Origin of the sequence: Mycobacterium senriense (genome assembly GCF_019668465.1) — a bacterium.
In the GTDB taxonomy this organism is placed as follows: Bacteria; Actinomycetota; Actinomycetes; order Mycobacteriales; family Mycobacteriaceae; genus Mycobacterium; species Mycobacterium senriense.
Window position 1 is genome coordinate 1,086,201 of the sequence record NZ_AP024828.1, and the last position, 19,169, is coordinate 1,105,369.

The window sequence follows — 19,169 nt, forward strand, 5'->3', positions numbered from 1 at the left end:
CGCTCCCGAATTTGGTCAGGCATGGCGATACGCGTCGCCGCGCGAAGGGTCATGCTTCAATTCAGCGTCCCACTCGCGCAGTGGGTGGCGGTCCAGATCCAGCTCAGGCCCCTCGTCCCAGGGCTCGAAAGCGTTCTTGATGTTGGCCAGGCCAGTGTCGGCGAGCTCAGGATAGTGGCGCAGAATCACGGTTTTGAGGTCGGTCTGGTCGACCCAGCGCAGGCCTTCCGGGGTGTAGACGTCCTCGTTGTAACAGTCGGTGTAGAAACGGTCGGCCTGCAGCCGGCGGCTGGCGTTAAGAATGAAGATCTGGAACAAGGTCTCGCCGAACCCGAAGCCACTGGGCCGGCGGCCTTCGGCCAGCGTGCCAACCAGCAGGTCGAGGTCCTCCACCTTGTCCGGATTGTCGCCGTACACGGACCTCAGGTTCTTTAGGGCACTTCTGTCGTCGGTAAGGTCGTCGAAGCTACGGATCTGATTCAGCCCCAGCTGGCGACGGAACGCGTTGTAGCGCGGCACACCTCGTTCGCGCGCGCGCACGATGTCCACGGTGCCGACGTCGAAGAATGGATTACCCGGAACGCTGAGCTCTTGCATGAAGCGCGGAAAGTTGTTGAGCACCAGGGCACCCGGGTGCTGGTTGCCGAACGAATGGAACAGGTCCGAGATCGCATACTTCTTTGTTAGCTCGACCGAGCCGTGCTGGCGCGTGGCGGGTAAGGGCACCTTCTTCTCGATGTCCTTCTGGCCGCGGAGCCGAACTTCCAGCGTCTCAGGCAACAGCGAATGCAGACGGTAGACCTCAACAAATTCCTCGGACAACCCGAAGACGCAATGGTGTCTGTTGATCGGGTTGCCGACAATGCCGCCGAGCTCGGCGTTCCGTATCTTCACCTCAGACAGTGTCTTGCGCGCCTTGCCTTTACGCAGTATGTAGGTCAGCAGGCCGTACCAGTTCGAGTTCAGCCCTGTGTCGAGCGCCCGGTTGGGCAGAATGGCCGGGGTCCATTCGATGGAATGGATCTTCGCCATCACCGCGGCGTTGATCAGCCGCGCCACGTTGAAGAGGCGATCGTCATCCCAGCTGGGGTAGGCCTCGTACAACACGTCACAGATTGCGTTGTGTTCGCGCACGAAAAGGGTGTGCAGCATCGAGAGGCCCACCCACCAGCTGCGCATAAAGCCGGCGTCCTCCACCCCCGTCGTGGGGTCAAGGGGCAGCGTGCCGTCGTCGTTCAGCTTCATCTTGCCGAATCGGTGGCTGCGCAGGCGGTTCTGGGTGGCTTGGTCGCTGCCGTAGATCTGCGAGCCGTCCCACCAGTGGGTGACCTCGTTGATCGAACTCGTGGTGGCCGGCTCCTGCGGACCATTGCGGGTCGGGTCAGGCTGGGTCCTGCCTATCACCATTTCGCTCCACCCGTAGCGAGCGCGTGCGGGGTCGCCCTGGCGCAGCGGCACCTTGATGAAGTCGTTGGGCTGGGGCTCGCCGTGGTTAACCCAGTCGTGGACCATGAACTGGATCCACGATGCGGCCAACAGATTGAGAAAAGGAACTGGCGTCATATGCGGTCGGCCATCGTCACCGTCCGGCCTTGTCAGCAGCCGGAGGCTGACCTCGCGCGGGTTCGGCTCGAGCAACGTGGCGGTCTCGGGGCAGACGGCTGAGAGGTTGACGTTACGCAGGAAGCGCGTGCCGGCAGCCCCCTCCTTGGGGTTTGCGAGATTGTTCCAGCTTCCGTCGGCGGTGCGGAAATGGGTGACGCCCAATGGCGGTTGCTGGCCCGCGTCTTGGAAGCCGACCAGCGTCCCGGCCGGGTAGGTGCTTCTCAAGTTGTTCGCGGTCAACTGCTCGCGCATGTACGCCAGCGTCAGGATTTCCCGCACCAGCCAGCGACCGTACCAGTTCGTCCAGACCTTGCCGCGGTAGCCGAATTTCCGGCCCACCCAGTCGGTGAGCCGGTCCATTAAGACCGTCAATACTGCGCCGAGCACCTCGCCCAGGAAGAGGCGCAGTCGCTTGAAGCAGCCGTCGCCCCGCCGGTTCTTCGGCGGCCGGGGCAGGTGGCCGTGGCGCACCGAGGGCCGCGCCACCAGTGGGGCGTACGTGAAGTACGTCGGTTTGGGCACGCAGACGTCGATCTCGGCGATGGCGTTGGCCTCTGCGAGGGCGAGCATTTCGCGCCATTCGCTCACCTGGGCGCCGCCGGCTTGGATCGCCGCTCGGTATTGCCGCGCGGCGGCGTCGTAAAGCTCGAACTTGAAGCAGGCCAGACCCGCCAACGCGCGTAGTTTGCCGACGGGCGGCGGTCTCGGCGCCATTCCGGGATACATACGAAGCTCCTCGCATGGCAAACACTCGAAGCTAAAAACTACTCGCACTATCGGAAACATGGGCATCAAACCCGCAAACCGCCAGCGGGAAGCCCGATTATCGCCAATTCGCTATTTCGTTTCGGTGAAAAGCGTAGGGCGGCCGCCCGGAAGCTGCTGATCGAGAGCGACGCTCAGGTAAATCGCGTATTCCAGATGGTTTCCTCGGCAGCACCGACGGGTTGATAATCGGTCTGTTGTGGCTGAGAGCTTTCCGATTGGTGCATCGTGCGGTCCGCACCACTGATGAGCGGCGGGAGAGGCGGATGGGGCCAGCAGGCGCGGTGTGCCTAGCGTGCGACACCGAAATGCGTCCCGGCGCCCGGTTCTGCCACGCGTGCGGGGCGCCTGGGCCACAAGCGGGAGAGCAGCCGGAGTTCAAGCAGGTGACGGTGTTGTTCGCCGATGTGGTGAACTCCCTAGCGATCGCCACGCGGCTGGGCGCCGAGCGGTTGCGCGAAATAATGGCTGACGTCTTCGGCTGCGCGGCAACGATCACTCGGCGCTATGGTGGCACTGTCGACAAGTTCACCGGCGACGGCATCATGGCGCTGTTCGGTGCGCCGATCGCCTTGGAGGATCACGCTTTTCGGGCCTGTTTGGCAGCCTTGGACATCCAAGAGCAAATCGCTAAGCTGGCAGACGAAGTAGAGCGCCGCGACGGCGTCGTGCTGCGGCTGCGGGCCGGGTTGAACTCGGGTCAAGTGATTGCCGGCGAAATCGGCTCTGACGCAAGGGCTTACACGGCGATCGGCGAGCAGGTCGGGCTGGCACAACGGATGGAATCGGTTGCCCCGCCCGGCGGGGTGATGCTGAGTGAGTCCACCGCGCGGCTGGTCGAGCACGCCACCGTGCTGGGGGCGCCCGAGTGGGTAGATGTCAAGGGCGCCGAGAAACCGCTACCCGCGCGTCGGCTGCTGGCCGCCGCAGTTGAGCGGGTGGGGGTCGGCCGACGCGAGCCGACCCTCGTCGGGCGCACCTGGGAGATGAACAGCGTCTCCGGCATTCTGGATCAGGCGATCAACGGTGCGGGGTGTGTGGTCGGGGTGGTCGGGCCGCCCGGTATCGGCAAGAGCCGCATCACGCGCGAGTCGGTGACGCTCGCTGCCGGCCGCGGGGTGGAGGTGTTCACCGTCGGCTGCGAATCCCATGCCCGCGCAGTCCCATTCCATTTGATAGCTCGACTGCTGCGCACCGTGTTCGGCGTCAGTGACCTCGACGAGCAGGCGGGCCGGACGCAGATTCGGGCCCGCATCCCCGACGCCAACCCCGAGGATCTGCTGCTGCTCGACGACCTGCTCGGAATCGGCGATCCGGACGCCGTGCCGCCCGCCATCACCGCCGATGCCCGTCGGCGCCGGTTGGCAGCATTGCTGAACGCCGTCGCCCTGAACCGGACCGCACCGGCGCAATATGTGATCGAGGACGCGCACTGGATCGACGAGGTCAGCGAGGCCATGCTCGCTGAGTTCGTCACGGTTGTGCCGCAAAGTCATTCGCTGGTGCTGATCACCTACCGCCCCGAATACCGGGGCGCTTTGTCTCGGACACCCGGCGCGCAGACGATCTCCCTGGCCCCGCTGAACTCGGCGCAAACCGAAGCGTTGACCACCGAGCTGCTGGGCACCGATCCGTCGGTGCGTGCCCTGGCCGCGCGGATCGCCGAGCGGGCCGCCGGGAACCCGTTCTTTGCGGAGGAGATGGTGCGTGACCTGGCTCAACGCGGTGTGCTCGACGGTGATCCCGGCGCCTACCTCTGCCGTGACGACGCCGCCGACATCAGTGTGCCGGGCACTGTGCAGGCCACCATCGCCGCCCGCGTCGACCGCCTCGGCAGGCCGGCCAAACACTTCCTGTATGCCGCCGCTGTAATCGGCGCCCGGTTCAGGGCTGAGCTGGTGGCCGCCTTACTGGACGACATAGAAGTAGAGGAGGCGATCGCCGAGCTGCTCCAGGTCGAGTTGATCGATCAGGTGATGTTCACTCCGCGGGCCCAGTACACGTTTCGACACCCATTGATCCGAACGGTGGCCTACGAGTCGCAGTTGAAGGCCGGGCGCACTGAGTTGCACCGGCGCTTGGCCGGCGCGATCGAACAGCAAGATCCTGCGACGGCCGACGAGAACGCCGCCTTGATCGCCGAAAACCTCGAGGCCGCAGGGGATTTGCGTGCGTCCTTCGAATGGCATATGCGCGCCGGCGCCTGGTCGGCCTTCCGCGACATCCGGGCAGCCCGCACCAATTGGCAGCGTGCTCGTCAGGTCGCCGACCGGCTACCGACCGACGTCCCAGATCGGGCGTCGTTGCAGATCGCGCCCCGCAACCTGCTGTGCGGCACCCTCTGGCGAACCGGTGGCAGCGTCGCCGATACCGGTTTCGACGAACTGCGAGATCTGTGCACAGCGGCTGACGACAAAGTGTCGCTGGCGATCGGCATGACCGGGTTCATCATGGCGTTGACATTTCATAACCGCTTCCGCGAGGCGGCCCAAGTCGCCTCGGAGCAGAGCGCGCTGCTGGAATCGATCGGAGACCCGACGCTGACCGTGGCTCTGCTGTTCGCAGCGATCTACGCCAAATGCGAGGCGGGCGAGATGATCGAGGCACTGCGATTGTCGGATCGACTCATTGAGTTAGCCGACGGCGACCCTACCAAGGGCAACTTGATCTTCGGTTCACCGCTTAGCACCGCGATCGCTATGCGGGGCCACATCAAGATGTGCCTGGGAATCCCAGGATGGCTAGACGACGCCGCCACTTCAATCGCGATGGCTGTCCCTCTGGACCCGACGAGTTACGTTTTCGCCCTTCTCTGGAAATATGTTGCCTCCATTCCACTCGGGGCCCTTCCGCCCGATGAGACCGCCATGCGCGAGACCGCCGAGGCCCTACGCATCGCCGAAAGCTCCAGCGACGATTTCGTTCTTGGAATGGGCCGACTCAGCCGAGGTCTCGTTCTGGTCAGTCGCGACGGCCCGCAACGCGAGGCGGGTCTTGACCTGTTCACCCAAGCCCGCGATATGGCCATGGCGGAGCGGTTTTCGCTGAGCGCGCTGGCGATCGTCACCCCTGAGTTTGCGATGGAGAAGGCCCGCATAGGGGATCTCGATGGTGCCATCGACATGGTGCGGGCAGTCGTGGATGGCGCGTACGAAAGCGGCGACATGATATGGCGGGGACGGGCCACCCACGTTTTGGTGGAACTGCTGGTGCGACGCGGAGCTGTTGGCGACCATCAAGAAGCGCAGGCGGCGATCGACCGACTTGCCGCCGTACCAACCGATCCCGGCTTCGTGCTCCACGAACTCCCCCTGCTGCGTTCGCGGGCGCTGCTCGCGCTTGCGCACGGCGACGAAAGCAGCTGCCGGAGCTTCATGGAATGCCATCGCGCCAAAGCAGCGGCCATCGGCTTCGAACCGCTGAATTCCGAAATTCATTCATCTACAACGACTTTCACAAACCCGTGATCGACTCAGGAGTTCGCCATGCCAGAATTGGTGAGTGCGCGGTCGTTCTAGGGGCGAGCATGGCCGGCCTGCTTGCCGCGCGGGTCCTGGCTGATTTCTTTGTGACCGTCACTGTGGTCGAACGGGATGTATTGCCGGACGGCCCCGCGATCCGACGAGGGGTCCCCCAGGGTCGGCATGTTCATGTTCTGCTGACCCGCGGTGCGCAGATCTTGGATGAGCTCTTCCCCGGATTTCTGAATGAGCTGGTAGCAGGCGGTGCTCCCGTTTGGAACGACGGGGAGCTGTCCAAGCTTCACTTGTCTTTCGGCGGCCACGAGATGCTCCGGTCGGGAAAGATTGCACGTGAGGCTAGGGCACTGGCGGTGTACACGCCGAGTAGACCGCTCCTGGAATGCCTTGTCCGGCAACGCCTACAGGCGATCAAGAACGTGACGATTCTGGATGGCCACGACGCGGCCGAGTTGAAGTCGACGGCGGATCGAAACCGCGTCACCGCAGTGCGGGTGGTCAACCGCGACAGCGGTGCTGAACGGGAGTTGATGGCCGATGTGGTCATGAACGCGACCGGCCGGGGTGCCCACACGTCGGCTTTTCTGGAGAGCCTCGGGTACGGCCGACCGGTCGAGGACCACATCGTCATGCACACGACCTACGTAAGCCAACTGCTGCGGATCCCCCGGGGCACGCTGAAGGAGATGCTGGTCGACATCAGCCCCGCACCGGGCCGGCCAACCGGGATGTTTCTCACCGGCTATGAGAACGACACCTGGATGTTCACGGTCTTTGGCATGGTGGGGCACGAGCCGCCGCGCGACCTGGCCGGCATGCTGTCATTCGCCCAGGACTACTGCCCCGCCCACCTGATTGCGGCGGTGCAGGCCGCCGAACCAATCGGCGAGGTGGCACATCACCGCGTGCCGTCCAGCCAGTGGCGACGCTACGACAAAATGCCCCGACTCCCCGACGGTCTGCTGGTCTGCGGCGACGCGATCTGCAGCTTCAACCCCATCTACGGGCAAGGAATGACCGTGGCCGCGCTGGAGGCTGCCGCACTGCGGGACTGTCTACGTTGGGGCGGCACGGACCTGCCCCGGCGATACTTCCGCTCCTGTGCGAAACCTATCGGCGTGGCCTGGCGGATGGTAGCGGGCTCTGACCTGACCTTCCCGGGGGTGACGGGGCGACGGTCGAGGTCGATGCGCGTTATCACCCGGCTGGTGGACTGGGCGCTCACCGCCTGTGAGTCCGACCCCGTTGTCGCCGTACGATTCTTCAGGGTCAACGGCCTCATCGATTCCCCGATTCGCCTCCTCCACCCCGCATTTGTTTACCGGGTCGCTGTCGTAAACCTGCGCCGACGACGAGGCGGCGGGCAACCTCGGCAAGCCGAAGTTGCCGCCCGACGCAATAGTCGTGAGGCGCGACCTGACAACGCGTCGAGGTAATCGGCAAACCGAACTGAAGGTTCACGGCCTAGCAGGCCCGTTACGACACCGTGCGTGTCATCGTCGACCGTGCCCATCGATCGCCACGTGGCTCCCCGGTGTGATGCGGTAGCCCGAAGCGCCCGTGCGGTCACTCTAGGTAAGCACCTCCTTCCACCAGTCGTCGGCGGCTGAGGACCCTTGCCAGACGTGGGCGACATTCCGTCGAGAATCTGCATCGGGTCAGCACAGCTCGCGGCCATCGCGGCCGAGTTACCGGTGTTGAACGCATCAACGTATCGGCGCACCGCCTGCATTGGATCGTTCAATTCATCGTCGCAAGGTTGTGCCAGAAGTTTTTCAGGCTGTCCGTGCCGCCGAATAGTGTCGTGAAGTTCGTGGAGTCAACGAGCACGATGTCGCCAGCCCGCGTATCGGACGGCGGCATCCAAATCAGCGCATTGAACTCGGTGTTGCCCGCCTCGGTGAATGGGTGAGGCCGCGTCGGGTCGACGCGTTGCCTACCGAGAACGCGGAGGCTATCGCCCTCGGAAGCGGTGAGCTCGTAGTGCGGCAGATGCGGGTGAAAGTTGAAGGTCGTGACGTTGTTGAGCAGCCCCGGTGTGTCGAGATCACGGAAGCCAGTGAGTGGTGCGATCTCGTTCGTCGCTTCCCCAACTGCCGGGCGCAGCCCCCATGTGTTGTGAACGGGAACGTCGAGCGCCTTCATAAGTGAACGTGTGTACGCAGTGAACCGCTGTTGTCGTGGCACCAGCGGATCGCCGTGGTGCAGGAACTCGACCTGCCGCTGGGCCATGTCGTCGGTGAATCCAACGTCGTGATGTGGAGCTAACAGCAGGCATGTTCCTTCTCGTTTCAGCCACTCGCGAATGGCTGTTACTTCTTCGGTCTCTGCTACTTCTTCGCCTACCAAATGGTCAAGTCCGAAGACCATCAGCGTGTCGGTGTCGTCCAATATTCGTTCGTCGATCAACAGCTTGTAGCCAGCCTGGTCGATGCGTTGGAACACTGCGACCGGATGGCCCGTCACTTCACCTGCCAATTCCTGGAAGGCCAGGGTGGAGCGGTGAAAAAGCTCCAAGGTCCCGGCGATGCCTTGCAGGAAGTTAGCCTCATTCCATTCCGGTGCCTCATATACTGGCCATGCCGCCCTGCGGACTTCGGTCATCGTGGAGAAACGGTTGTCCAATGCTTCGGCATCGCGTTGGGATTCCCATGGATAGCTCCAGGTCCAGTAGATGCTGATTCGTCGCCCGCCTGTGTGCGGGCGGGGGATGTGAGTTTGGTTGTAGGTGCGAGCGGCGGCGGGCAGGGTGCTCATGATCGTTCCTTGGTACTCAGCCGAGATTCGCGAGATAACGCATGGCGTTGATGCCTGGCAGGAAGAAGTATGCCCCGCCCGAGAGGGTGGTTAATGCCGGCAGTCCCTTCAGAGTTCGGCGGATTGGCCGCTTCGGTACCTTGAAATCCATTGTGCCATCCTGCCTTCCGCAGATCGGATCGTGTTCATTGCCCAGCTCGTGAAACGTACGGTCGTTGATCCACACGTTCTGAGCGAATTCGAACTGCCGGATCAAACTGGCGCAGATGATGAACGCGGCGATGCCACGATCCGCACCGTCGTCGGGTGCGCCCTCGGGTAGCGCCGGCCCATAAGTGGCTCCCCTGCGAATCATTCGATGCCGATTCATGTTATGCGCGGTGTCTCGCGGATTGAGTCGTCTGGCGTGAGCGCCCAAGGGACAGGCATATCCGTGAGGATCCATCTCCTTATAGTTGAAATCGTTGTTCCGCATCGGATCAGCGCCCAACTCAGGGTCGTCCCGGTTGGGTGCGAGGACTAACGGTGCGCCGCTGCGCCAACGGCCCATGAACTTCGCGGCCAACAACTCCTCTTCATCTGGCGTAGCGGAGTTGGAACGGATGTAGTCACGAAACAACGCCACATGCTCGTGCAGCCGTCGATACGCGGCAAAGGTCCCATTACGTGAGAGCACAGCTGGCTGCGGCAAAGTGGCCACCGGGCCGACCTCATCCGGATAGCCGAGGATGAACTCACCGGCCTTCAGCGGCGCACCGGATCCGGGCGTGGGAACCTCACCCGATCCCTCGATCACCGGTTGTGACAGTCGATCTCGAAAACCGAAATGGTCATGGGCGTAGTTGAACGGAGGTGTCGCGTTCAAATCCAGATACGACAACCTGCGCACGCCCGCACACCGGGTCACCAGGTCGTCGTGAGCTGTGGTGGCGCGGGCATGCTCGCTGTCGTCTCGCGCAAACAGGATTGCAATCGCGTGCAGATCCTCACCAGCCAATCCGCCCACCCAGTTGTCGGGGTGGTTGCGCCCGGTGTCACCGAGAATGTCGGCCCTGGCGGCCATGCCTTGACGGAACTCCTCGGGAAAACTTGTGAGCGAATCCTCGGGCACACCGAGCGCCCGAAGGCCGTTCCAGGTGAACCCCAGCGTGACCCACCGCTTGGTGCTGTCCATCGTTTCTGTCACCGATGCGGCGGACTCAACAACCTCGACCAGTTCAGAAAGCCATGCCCGGCCACCGGCTGGTTCGTCAAACGACAAAAACCCATAGCGCCCGGTCATCGCCGGGGTGCGGGTCAGCAGGATGTGCTGGATGTCGTCAAGTTCAAGCATTCGCCCTGTGTCTCACTGCATTTGGTCAAGCATGGTTTGGAATGCAGCCTTGAGCCGTAGTGCCTTTTTGATTTCGTCGGCTGTGACATACGGATACTCCCCGTACTCCAAGAAGCTCGGGACCTGGTGCTCTCGGACGAACTTGATGAACGCCTCCGGGTTTTCCTTCCAGTCTTCAGGAAAGCCCTCCAAGTTCGTGAACACTGTCGTGATATCGGTCTGACTGAACAGTTGCACCGCATCCTCGGTGTACTTGTCGAAGTCGGTGTCGAAGATGCCCTGGTACTGGAAGTGCAGCCCCGACCCGACATCGAAAAGCACCCAGCGCAGGTAATGCAGTCGCAGCGGCGCGAGCACGTCGGGACTGGCCTTGATCGCCTCTTCAATCTGCTTGCCATACGCACGCACGGCCTCTTCCCGGCCTGCCTTGACTTTGGCGATGATCGAGAAGCCGTAGCACGCTGGGGTGCGGGGATAGACCGGCCCGTAGCGACCACGCTCGAGTTCGAAATAGCCCTCCTTAGGGATGGCGATCGCGGCCGGTTTGGTCCAGTCTTGATCGGTCGCCGGCATCGTGGTTCTCCATTCGCTGGTCTGGTGAAGGCGACGCTACGCCGCAACCTTGACCACCGGAACCGGTTCCGGTGCGTTGAAATTCGCGGAATCCGTCCGCTGTCATGCATGAAGCGGTATCACTCTGCTTAGCTGGACCTGGCAACGAATCATCATCGGCCCGCCCAGGCTTGATCACCGGATGGAGCCGGCTATGTCACTCTCAGCCCATTCGGCCCCGGGCGGTGTTAGGCGCACTCGGCGCTGGTCCAATAACCGGCACGCTGTGATGTGCTTCCGCGCGGGGACCGCGGCGGCCTGTATTGAGTAATGGAGGAGGTGAAGGCATGCCAGGAGTGTCCGACCTCGCCCTTGGGCTGGCACCGATTGCCGGTGGGATGGCGCTCGGTGCTGCGGCGGGATATTTGAAGGGTCCGGATGTTCGCCGCGCGATCAAGCAGGACATTGAACTGCTGAAGGACTTACCACCGGAACAGCTGGAGCGACGAACCGAACTCCAACGCAGCATCGATACCCGTATCGACGACCTTATCGCGGCCACCAACCGATACCGGTCGCTTCGCAGAGCAGCCGGCACCTACCGAGGCAGCTTGCGCGACGTACTGCTACTCATCTGCGCAATTCTGTTCACCGGGGTCTGGTGGAGCACCGATCATCACAAGAGCAACTGGCTACCGATGTTCGTTGTTCTCATTGTGGTTTCGGTGTGGGCGGCCGCGTATGCGCTCCGCGGTCTCCATACCGGCGTGGTGAACTTGATTCGTCGGGAAGGCCGACCTTCAGCGCCACCGCAACCGTGAAACCAAGGGAAGCACCGGAAATACCGGGACCACCGCCCGCACCAGGGCCATCCGCACCGTTGCAAATCACCCCAGGCATTCCGGGAGCGTTAACACCGGGAATACCCAATCCATGATGTCGAGATAGTCATGGCTTGTCATCGGGCAACGACACTATGCAGACGGCCACCGTGAGCAATATGCCGTCCACGTTCGGCCTTTGAGCCGCGACCGGCGGCCTACAATTCTGGATGCCCAACGGACATGATGTTCTACAGCGAAATGATCGTCTCATTCCCTGCCAGCGCACCAAACTCCACTGATATGGCAGCTGACACGACCTATCTCGGGAGGCCTGCCATCCGCTTCACCACCTCACCTGGCGGATCGGCCCGAGGATTCATTGGCACGCAAACCTGCACGTAATCCCGCTGGCGTCATTGATAGCCGCCGCGCACTTATAGCTCTGGAGCCACCGATTTTCGCCACCTTCGCCTGGTCATCGCCAAGGCATGAGCGAGAGCGGCGTCCTGTTTGTCATGACGTAATCGGCCTGCCGATCCAGTAGGCGGACGCACATCGACCCTCCGATGGTGTCACAACGCTGTCACAACTAGTGGCGAGGGCCGCCCACAATCCCGGACACGCATGGACGCTTATCCGCAGGTCACCCGATTGGATGGACAACCGAAATTAGCGCTGGACGCGCCAAAACGACTTCCCAAGCTGAATACGCTGTTCGATTCCCGTCATCGGGCTCCACGACACAGGTTCGCACGATGCCGAAACCTCGCCCACAGCAATCGATTTCACTGCATCACCCGGCCGCCTGCAAACAAGTTATCCGCTGGTAGCTTTACCCCCATGGGTGCCTTGGATGGACGCGTGGCCTTTATCACCGGCGGAGCTCGAGGGCAGGGCCGCGCGCACGCGCTGGCGCTGGCGGGCGATGGTGCCGACATCGTCGTCGCCGACGCCCCCGCTCCGATGACGGATCTGACCTATCCGCTGGGCACCGAGGACGACTTACGCGAAACGACCAAGCTGGTCGAAGAGCTGGGCCGGCGTTGCCTACCGCTCACCCTGGACGTGCGCGATTCGGCCGCCGTCGGCGCCGCGATCAAGCAGACGGTCGCCGACATGGGCAGCCTCGACATCGTGGTGGCCAACGCCGGAATCGTCAGCACCGGGCTACTGGAAGACGTCAGCGACGTGGTGTGGCAGCAGCTGATCGACACGAACCTGACCGGGGCGTTTCACGTCCTGCGGGCCGCCATACCGGTGATGCGGCAGCAGCGGTTCGGCAGGATCGTGGTGACCTCCTCGATGGGCGGCCGCATGGGCATCCCCGAGCTGGCCGCGTACAACGCCACCAAGTGGGGTGTCATCGGCCTGGCGAAGTCCGCCGCCCTGGAGGTCGCGAAGGAGGGCATCACGATCAACGTCGTCTGCCCGACCACCACCCAGACACCGATGGTGCAGCCCACCGGAAGCGACGACGTCCCCGACGACCTGGTGCGCCGGATGACGAAGGCCAACCCGATACCCCAGCCATGGCTGCAACCCGAGGACGTCAGCCGCGGGGTGCTGTACCTGGTCACCGACCCCGGGGTGATCACCGGAAGCGTGCTCGAGATCGGCCTCGGCGGCAGCGCTCGCATCCACTGACGAACGGCTGAGAACGCGCCCGCGCGGGTTCGGCAGGCGTCGGGTCGCGCCGTCCAATGCTCGTCGCCTGAACCGTACTGACGGCGGGTGGATGTTCGCTACGCTTGACCCGATTAATACGTCGCCTGGGAAGTTGGGGCCAGATAATGGCTGAAAGACCCAAGGCTCGGGGCGCGCCGCCGGGACCGAGCGAGATCGTGGCGGAGTTAGCCGCTGCCGGCTTCGACAACGCGCGCCAGATCGCGCGAGGCGCCGCCGGGGTGGTCTACTGCTGTCGCGAGACCGCCTTGGGCCGGAACGTGGCGATCAAGGTGCTACCGCCGTTCATCGACGACGCGGGCCGGGAACGCTTTCTCCGCGAGGGCTACGCGATGGGCGGACTCTCGGGGCATCCGAACATCGTCAATATCCTGCGGGTCGGCCTGACCGCGGGGGGCCGCCCGTACATCGTCATGTCGTACTGCCCCGCGGGTTCGCTGGGGCTGCGCGTGCAGCGAGAGGGCCCGATCGCCTGGCCGGAAGCCGTGCGGATCGGCGTGAAGTTGTGCGGGGCACTGGAAACCGCCCACCTGGGCGGTACCCTGCACCGCGATATCAAGCCCGCGAACGTCCTCGTCAATGACTACGGCGAACCGCAACTGACCGACTTCGGGACCGCCCACGTGCCCGGCGGGTACGAGACGGCGGCCGGATTGTTCTCCGGCACAATCGATTACCTGGCGCCGGAGGTGATGACGGGTGATCCCGCGACGGTCGGCAGCGACGTCTATTCGCTCGGCGCCACGATCTATGCGCTCATCGCCGGCAACGCCGCGTACGAGCGCCGTGGCAGCGACGACCTGCTGGCGCACTACACGCGGATCAACAGCACGCGAGTCCCCGACTTGCGCCATAACGGGATCCCGGACGCGGTGTGCTCGGCGATCGAGACGGCGATGGCGCCCGACGCGACTGAAAGGCCGGCCTCCGCGGCGGATTTCGGTCGCGGGTTGCAGGAGAGTCAGCGCCGCAACGGCTTGAAAGCGGACGCTATGGCCATCACCGCCGCCGGCGCCGGTTCGGCGCGTACGGTGGGCGCCTCGGCGGGTTTGTCGCAGTCGCGAACCCTGTCGCCGGGCGGACGCGGCGGCAAGATAGGCGCACCCTCGCCCCGACCGCCCAGGATCGCCAAGCCGGGCCCGCCCAGTGCCGATTCGGACAGCGCCACCTCGCTGATCAGCCCGGTGAACGATCGCCGAACGATGCCGCCGCCGCCCCAGGCCGCCGGTTCACGAAACTCCGGCCGACGCGGCACAATCCCGGGTGCCCCCAACACATCTGAACCGACCGAGGCGATCGCCGAGCACACCAGCGTCACCGACTCGATCGCGCCGTCGAGCCAGCCCGACCCGCCGGTGGCCGCGCGCCGCGGGCCGGCCGCCGGAGCGGTGGCCTGGTTCAGCCCGTCGGGAAAGAAGCGCAAACGCGTCACGGCAGCGTTGATCGCGGTGGCGATCGTCGTGGCCGTGCTGGTGCTGGGCACCGGTGTCTACGTACTGCTGACGCAGGGCAACAGGCACCACAGCGCCGCCGCGAATCAACCAATTTCCCAGGCCATTTCGAGGTGGCAGCCGATCACCAACGCCCGGATCGCGCGCCAGGCGGCGGCAACCACGCAGGCCGACGGCACGATCTGGATCTTCGGCGGAATGGGCAGCAACCGCGCGCTCGTCGCAAACCACGAGGGCTATGACCCGATCATCGACAGCTGGAAAAGCGGCGACGACCTCCCGGTTCCGGTGCAGCACGCGACGGCGGTGACGTGGCAGGGGAACCCGATCGTGCTCGGGGGCTGGCGCGCGGCGGGTCCGCAAAAGGTTGCCAGCGACCAGGTTTGGCGCGTGGTCAACAGCCACTGGGTCGAGCTGCCCCATCTGCTGCAGCCGCGCGCCGCGGCCGCGGCGGCGGCGGTTGGTGGGCGCATCATCGTCGCGGGCGGCGTCGACTCGAACGGCGCCCTGCTGAACACCGTCGAGATCTTCGACGGCAATTCCTGGACCCTGGGCACCCCGATACCGACCCCCCGGCAGATGCTGGCCGCCGCGTCGGACGGCAAGGTGGTGTACACGGTGGGCGGCAACAACGGGACCGCGGACCTGGCGACGGTCGAGGCGTATGACCCTGCCGCGAAAAGCTGGACGCGATTGCCCGACCTTCCCCAACCGCGCGGCGACCTCGGCGTGGCATTGGCCGACCGGCGTCTGGTCGCCGTCGGGGGGCAGTCGGGGGGACAGGTTCTCAAGAGTGTGTCGGTGCTCGATCTGACGACCAACACGTGGGCGGGCCTGCCGGACATGTCGATAGCGCGGCATGGCATGGCGGTCGACGCGATAGGGCAGGCCGTGTACTCGATCGGCGGGTCGAGTGATATCGGCGACGGCCAGCCGACCTCGTCGGCGGAGGCGCTGCAACTACCGGCGCGCCGAATGCAACCGGCCGCGCAGTGGCGTTCGCTACCGGACGCGCCGACGGCGCGGCTGATGACGGCGTGGACCGTGCTCGACGACAAGATCTGGGTGGTGGGCGGCCTGCGCGACGGAGTCGCGCTACAGACGGTCGAAAGTTATGACCCGCGCACCGGCGCCTGGCAACCGCAACCCGCATTGCCGATCCCGCTGCACCATGCCGCGGCGGCGACCTATCGCGGCGAGGTGGTGGTGCTCGGGGGCGCCAGTAGCGACCTCACCCAGGCGTCGACGAAGGTGTTCGCGTTGCGCGCCGGCAAGTGGGTGGAGTTACCCAACCTCACCCACGCTCGCGCCGCGCTGGCGGCCGCGGTGGTCGGTGACAAACTCGTCGTCGTCGGCGGGCAGAACGCCAAGCAGCTCGTCCCGCAGACCGAGGTCTTCGACGGCAACGCGTGGCACGACGCGGCCGACATGCCCACTCCGCGCGAGCATCTGGCCGCGGTGTCCGACGGCACGTACGTGTACGCGGTCGGCGGCAGATTCCTGTCGGCCGACAAGAATTCCGCGGCCTTCGAACGGTTCGACCCGCAGTCCGGGACGTGGACGAAGTTGGTCGACATGCCGACCCCTCGTGGCAGCTACGGCGCGACCTTTATCGATGGCCGAATCGTGGCGGTGGGTGGTGAGGAACCGACGCAGGTGGTGGGGGTGGCCGAGATGTACGACATCAGCGACGGAACGTGGACGACGTTGCGTCCCATGCCCACTCCGCGCCACGCCGAGGTGGTCGCGGCGGTGGGTAACACCGTCTACTGCATCGGCGGCGCGAACCGTCCCACCCACGAAGGCCCTGTCGCCACGGTCGAGGCCCTGGACTTCATCTAGCGGATCAATGGCGCTTGAGCCGGCTGCGCCACCCGACGAATCCCGCGTACACGACCGTCAACAACGCGAGCATGCCCACATCGAACAGCCAGGTTTTCGCCGTGTGCTTGAAGTGGCTGTCCTTGGGGGCGAGGGGCCCGGGCTCGATCGTCCACAAGTCGACGGTCGAGGCCTGGGCCGCATAGCCCCACCGCGAGGGCACCGCCCACGACATCTGGTCCAGGCCAACCCGATTGGTGACGGGGACCATCCCGCCGCAGAGCACCAACTGGAGCATGAGGGAAACCACCAGCAGCGGCATGATCTGCTCGTTGGAGCGGGCGAGGGAGGACAGGACCAGACCGACCATCGCCGCGGCGACGCACATCGCCGCGGTGGCGACGTACAGCTCGAGCGTGGCGCTGCCGAGCAGCAGTGCGGGCCGCGTCGGGGCTCCCTTCCCCAGGATCGTAATGGTCGTCGCGATCGCCGACTGAATGACGGCGAAGACGAAGAACACGGCCATCTTCGCGAGCAGATACGCCTTAGTGGACAGGCCGACCGCCTGCTCCCGGCGGAAGATGGGGCGCTCGCCGATGAGGTCGCGGATCGTCAGCGCGGTGCCCATGAAGACGGCGGCCATGGTGAGCAGCATCAAGACCGAGCCGGGTTCGTCGGAGCCGTCGCCGCCGGGATCGGCGACACGGAATCCCGTCGAGCCCGGAACGGTCAGTGACAGCGCTCCCATCACGAACGGCAGCAGCGCGAGGAAGATGAAGTAGGCGCGGTCGGCCACGATCAGCCGGATCTGGCGGCGCGCGATAGTGGCGAACTGGCGAAGCGTGCTCGAGCGTGCCGGAGCGCCCAGGTCGGCCGGCTTGTCGGCCTCGGCTCCGGCCGGCGGCGGTTTGAGCTGGGCCAGGAACCGGCGATTGGCTTCGTCGGGGTCCGCACCCACCATCCCAAAGATCTTGGCCCAGTTGGTCGTTCCCATGGTCGCTTCGATTTCACCGGGCGGCCCGCAATAGGCCGTCTTGCCGCCGGGCGCCATCAGCAGCACCTGGTCGCAGAGATCGAGGTAGCTCAGTGAGTGCGTCACCACCAGCACCACGCGACCGGCGTCGGCCAGCTGCCGCAGCATCGTCATGACCTGGAGGTCCAGCGCCGGATCCAGACCGGAGGTCGGCTCGTCGAGGATCAGCAGCGACGGCCCGGTGAGCAGCTCGAGTGCCACCGACGCGCGCTTACGCTGCCCACCAGACAGCTTGTCCACCCGGGTATCGGCGTGTTTGGTCAACCCGAGTTCCTCGATCACCTGCGCGACGACCTGCGCGCGATCTTGTTTGCTGGTATCGGGCGGCAGCCGCAGCTCGGCGGCATAACTCAGCGCCTGGCTCACCGTCAGCTGGCGATGCACAACGTCGTCCTGGGGCACCATCCCGATCCGGCTACGCAGCGATGCGAAGCTGGCGTGAATGTCGTGTCCCTCGAAGGTGATTGAGCCGGAGGTGGGGCAGGTGGCCCCGGCGATCAGCCGGGACAGCGTGCTTTTCCCGGCGCCGGACCCACCGATCAGGGCGGTCAGCGTGCCGGGTCTGGCGGTCATCGAGACCCTCTGGATCAGCCGTTTGCTATCGATTTCGAAGTCGACCTCGCGCACCTCCAGCCCGCCGGTGCGGGTTGCCGCTTCGGCACGGCGAAGCAGCATTTCACCGTTGAATACCAGGTCGACATTGCCGATCGTGACCACGTCGCCGTCGGTCAACGGCGCCGACAAGACTCGCGTGCCGTTGACGAAAGTTCCGTTGATGCTGTGCGCGTCGTGGATCTCCATGCCGGCTGGGCCGGAAACAAGGTAGGCATGCTGGCGCGACGCCAAGACGTCCGAGATCACGACGTCGCTGTCTTCGGCGCGACCGATCACGGCGGCTCCCGTGGGTGGCGCCGCGAGCTTCGACCGAGAGCGCTGCACCGCGCGCCGCAGGTTGGTGCTGTCGAACTGCGCGGCTTCGAGTGCTTCGGCGCCGATCTCGGTCAGCGGCTGGCCCTTTGGCGCCGACCAGGCGGGCCCTTCGGGCGGCGGTGCCGATTGGGGACGGCGGGGCGGAGGCGGTGGGCTCGGATAGCCGACGGTCCGGCGCGGGCCGCCGGCCGGCTGTGGTTGCGCTGGCGGCGGGTCGGCATGCGTGTAGCGCCGCGGCGGGGGTTGCGGGCGCGCGATGCGGGGCGGCGAGCCGTTGTCCTGCCGTGGGTGCTCCGGACCAGACGGCCGCGGGGCGGCGGGGCGGGCGATGGCCTGCATCCCCTCGACCGTCGGCGGTAGCTGGCCCACCGCCCTGTCGTCACGTCCGATCAGGAAGCTCAGCCGCGGCCCGTCGGGGCTGCCCACGTTGATGCTCTGGCCGTCGCGGATGTCGACGACGGAAACCCGGCCACCATTGACGAACATCCCCGTCGGCGATCCGTTGTCGATCGCCAGCCATTTGCCCCGGTCGAAACGCAGCAGCAGGTGCGAGCGGGAGACGAGCGGATGGGCTACGCGCATGTCGGCACGCAGATCACTGCCGACCACGACATCGTTGCCAGCGGCAAAACTGCGCCGTGACCAGTTGGATTGAACCGTCAGCACGGGTGATGCGGGCCTGCTCATCCACTCAGTATTCGACCCACCGTCAGCAAACTCCAGCGGTTTCACCATATTGGTCCGCCGCCCTCGGGCGCATTTGCTGGGACACGCCCAGGAGGGTTCGAGGTCGGCGCGTGTCACGGCCCGGTCACAACACGGTCGCGATTTACTTCAGTCGGCCCGTCACACTGGCGCATTCACCCGGGCTCCTATGCGCCTGGTCACGGCGCCGCCGGACTAAACCCGCTGTAGCCGAATTGTGACCGTCGCGTG

General features: G+C 64.9%; 10 protein-coding genes. 5 read left to right on the forward strand and 5 right to left on the reverse strand.

What is annotated here, in order from left to right:
* Positions 1–15 precede the first annotated feature (15 nt).
* Positions 16–2,331 carry a peroxidase family protein gene (locus MTY59_RS05280; RefSeq protein ID WP_221044745.1) on the reverse strand — a complete coding sequence of 772 codons (2,316 nt, stop codon included), beginning with the start codon at positions 2,329–2,331 and terminating at the stop codon, positions 16–18.
* A 347-nt stretch (positions 2,332–2,678) separates the two neighbouring features.
* Here MTY59_RS05280 and MTY59_RS05285 point away from each other — a divergent pair, with 347 nt between their 5' ends.
* Together MTY59_RS05285 and MTY59_RS05290 are read left to right on the forward strand one after the other, a co-directional pair.
* The gene (locus tag MTY59_RS05285) at positions 2,679–5,837 is read left to right on the forward strand and encodes an ATP-binding protein (RefSeq protein WP_347881620.1); all 3,159 of its coding nucleotides are present in this window, start codon (positions 2,679–2,681) and stop codon (positions 5,835–5,837) included.
* The gene (locus tag MTY59_RS05290; protein WP_347881610.1) at positions 5,834–7,285 is read left to right on the forward strand and encodes an FAD-dependent oxidoreductase; all 1,452 of its coding nucleotides are present in this window, start codon (positions 5,834–5,836) and stop codon (positions 7,283–7,285) included. Before MTY59_RS05285 ends, MTY59_RS05290 begins: the two co-directional genes overlap by 4 nt.
* 304 nt (positions 7,286–7,589) lie before the next feature.
* Here MTY59_RS05290 and MTY59_RS05295 read toward each other — a convergent pair whose 3' ends face one another.
* Genes MTY59_RS05295 through MTY59_RS05305 form a run of 3 tightly spaced genes read right to left on the reverse strand, consistent with a single transcriptional unit; the run spans position 7,590 to position 10,512 of the window.
* Complete coding sequence (locus MTY59_RS05295) at positions 7,590–8,606, reverse strand: hypothetical protein (protein ID WP_221044748.1); 1,017 nt, start codon at positions 8,604–8,606, stop codon at positions 7,590–7,592.
* A gap of 16 nt (positions 8,607–8,622) precedes the next feature.
* Positions 8,623–9,939 carry a Dyp-type peroxidase gene (locus tag MTY59_RS05300; protein WP_221044749.1) on the reverse strand — a complete coding sequence of 439 codons (1,317 nt, stop codon included), beginning with the start codon at positions 9,937–9,939 and terminating at the stop codon, positions 8,623–8,625.
* Between the two features lie 12 nt (positions 9,940–9,951).
* Positions 9,952–10,512 carry a hypothetical protein gene (locus tag MTY59_RS05305; protein WP_221044750.1) on the reverse strand — a complete coding sequence of 187 codons (561 nt, stop codon included), beginning with the start codon at positions 10,510–10,512 and terminating at the stop codon, positions 9,952–9,954.
* A 326-nt stretch (positions 10,513–10,838) separates the two neighbouring features.
* On the opposite strand from MTY59_RS05305, the gene MTY59_RS05310 reads away from it, so the two are divergent.
* From MTY59_RS05310 to MTY59_RS05320, 3 genes are all read left to right on the forward strand, one after another.
* Positions 10,839–11,312, forward strand: a complete 474-nt coding sequence (locus tag MTY59_RS05310) for a hypothetical protein (RefSeq protein WP_221044751.1) — start codon at positions 10,839–10,841, stop codon at positions 11,310–11,312.
* Between the two features lie 843 nt (positions 11,313–12,155).
* On the forward strand, positions 12,156–12,959 hold the full coding sequence (locus MTY59_RS05315; RefSeq protein WP_221044752.1) for a mycofactocin-coupled SDR family oxidoreductase: 804 nt from the start codon (positions 12,156–12,158) through the stop codon (positions 12,957–12,959).
* 146 nt (positions 12,960–13,105) lie between these two features.
* Complete coding sequence (locus tag MTY59_RS05320; RefSeq protein WP_221044753.1) at positions 13,106–16,291, forward strand: serine/threonine-protein kinase; 3,186 nt, start codon at positions 13,106–13,108, stop codon at positions 16,289–16,291.
* A gap of 4 nt (positions 16,292–16,295) precedes the next feature.
* On the opposite strand, the gene MTY59_RS05325 is transcribed toward MTY59_RS05320, so the two are convergent.
* Positions 16,296–18,920 (reverse strand): ATP-binding cassette domain-containing protein, encoded by a 2,625-nt coding sequence (locus MTY59_RS05325; protein WP_221044754.1) that lies wholly within the window; start codon positions 18,918–18,920, stop codon positions 16,296–16,298.
* Positions 18,921–19,169: the final 249 nt, after the last annotated feature.

Coding starts and splice junctions, on each gene's coding strand:
- MTY59_RS05310 (WP_221044751.1), top strand. CDS start 10,839: ATGCCAGGAGTGTCCGACCTCGCCCTTGGGCTGGCACCGATTGCCGGT.
- MTY59_RS05315 (WP_221044752.1), top strand. CDS start 12,156: ATGGGTGCCTTGGATGGACGCGTGGCCTTTATCACCGGCGGAGCTCGA.
- MTY59_RS05280 (WP_221044745.1), bottom strand. CDS start 2,331: ATGTATCCCGGAATGGCGCCGAGACCGCCGCCCGTCGGCAAACTACGC.
- MTY59_RS05285 (WP_347881620.1), top strand. CDS start 2,679: ATGCGTCCCGGCGCCCGGTTCTGCCACGCGTGCGGGGCGCCTGGGCCA.
- MTY59_RS05320 (WP_221044753.1), top strand. CDS start 13,106: ATGGCTGAAAGACCCAAGGCTCGGGGCGCGCCGCCGGGACCGAGCGAG.
- MTY59_RS05300 (WP_221044749.1), bottom strand. CDS start 9,939: ATGCTTGAACTTGACGACATCCAGCACATCCTGCTGACCCGCACCCCG.
- MTY59_RS05305 (WP_221044750.1), bottom strand. CDS start 10,512: ATGCCGGCGACCGATCAAGACTGGACCAAACCGGCCGCGATCGCCATC.
- MTY59_RS05295 (WP_221044748.1), bottom strand. CDS start 8,606: ATGAGCACCCTGCCCGCCGCCGCTCGCACCTACAACCAAACTCACATC.
- MTY59_RS05325 (WP_221044754.1), bottom strand. CDS start 18,920: ATGAGCAGGCCCGCATCACCCGTGCTGACGGTTCAATCCAACTGGTCA.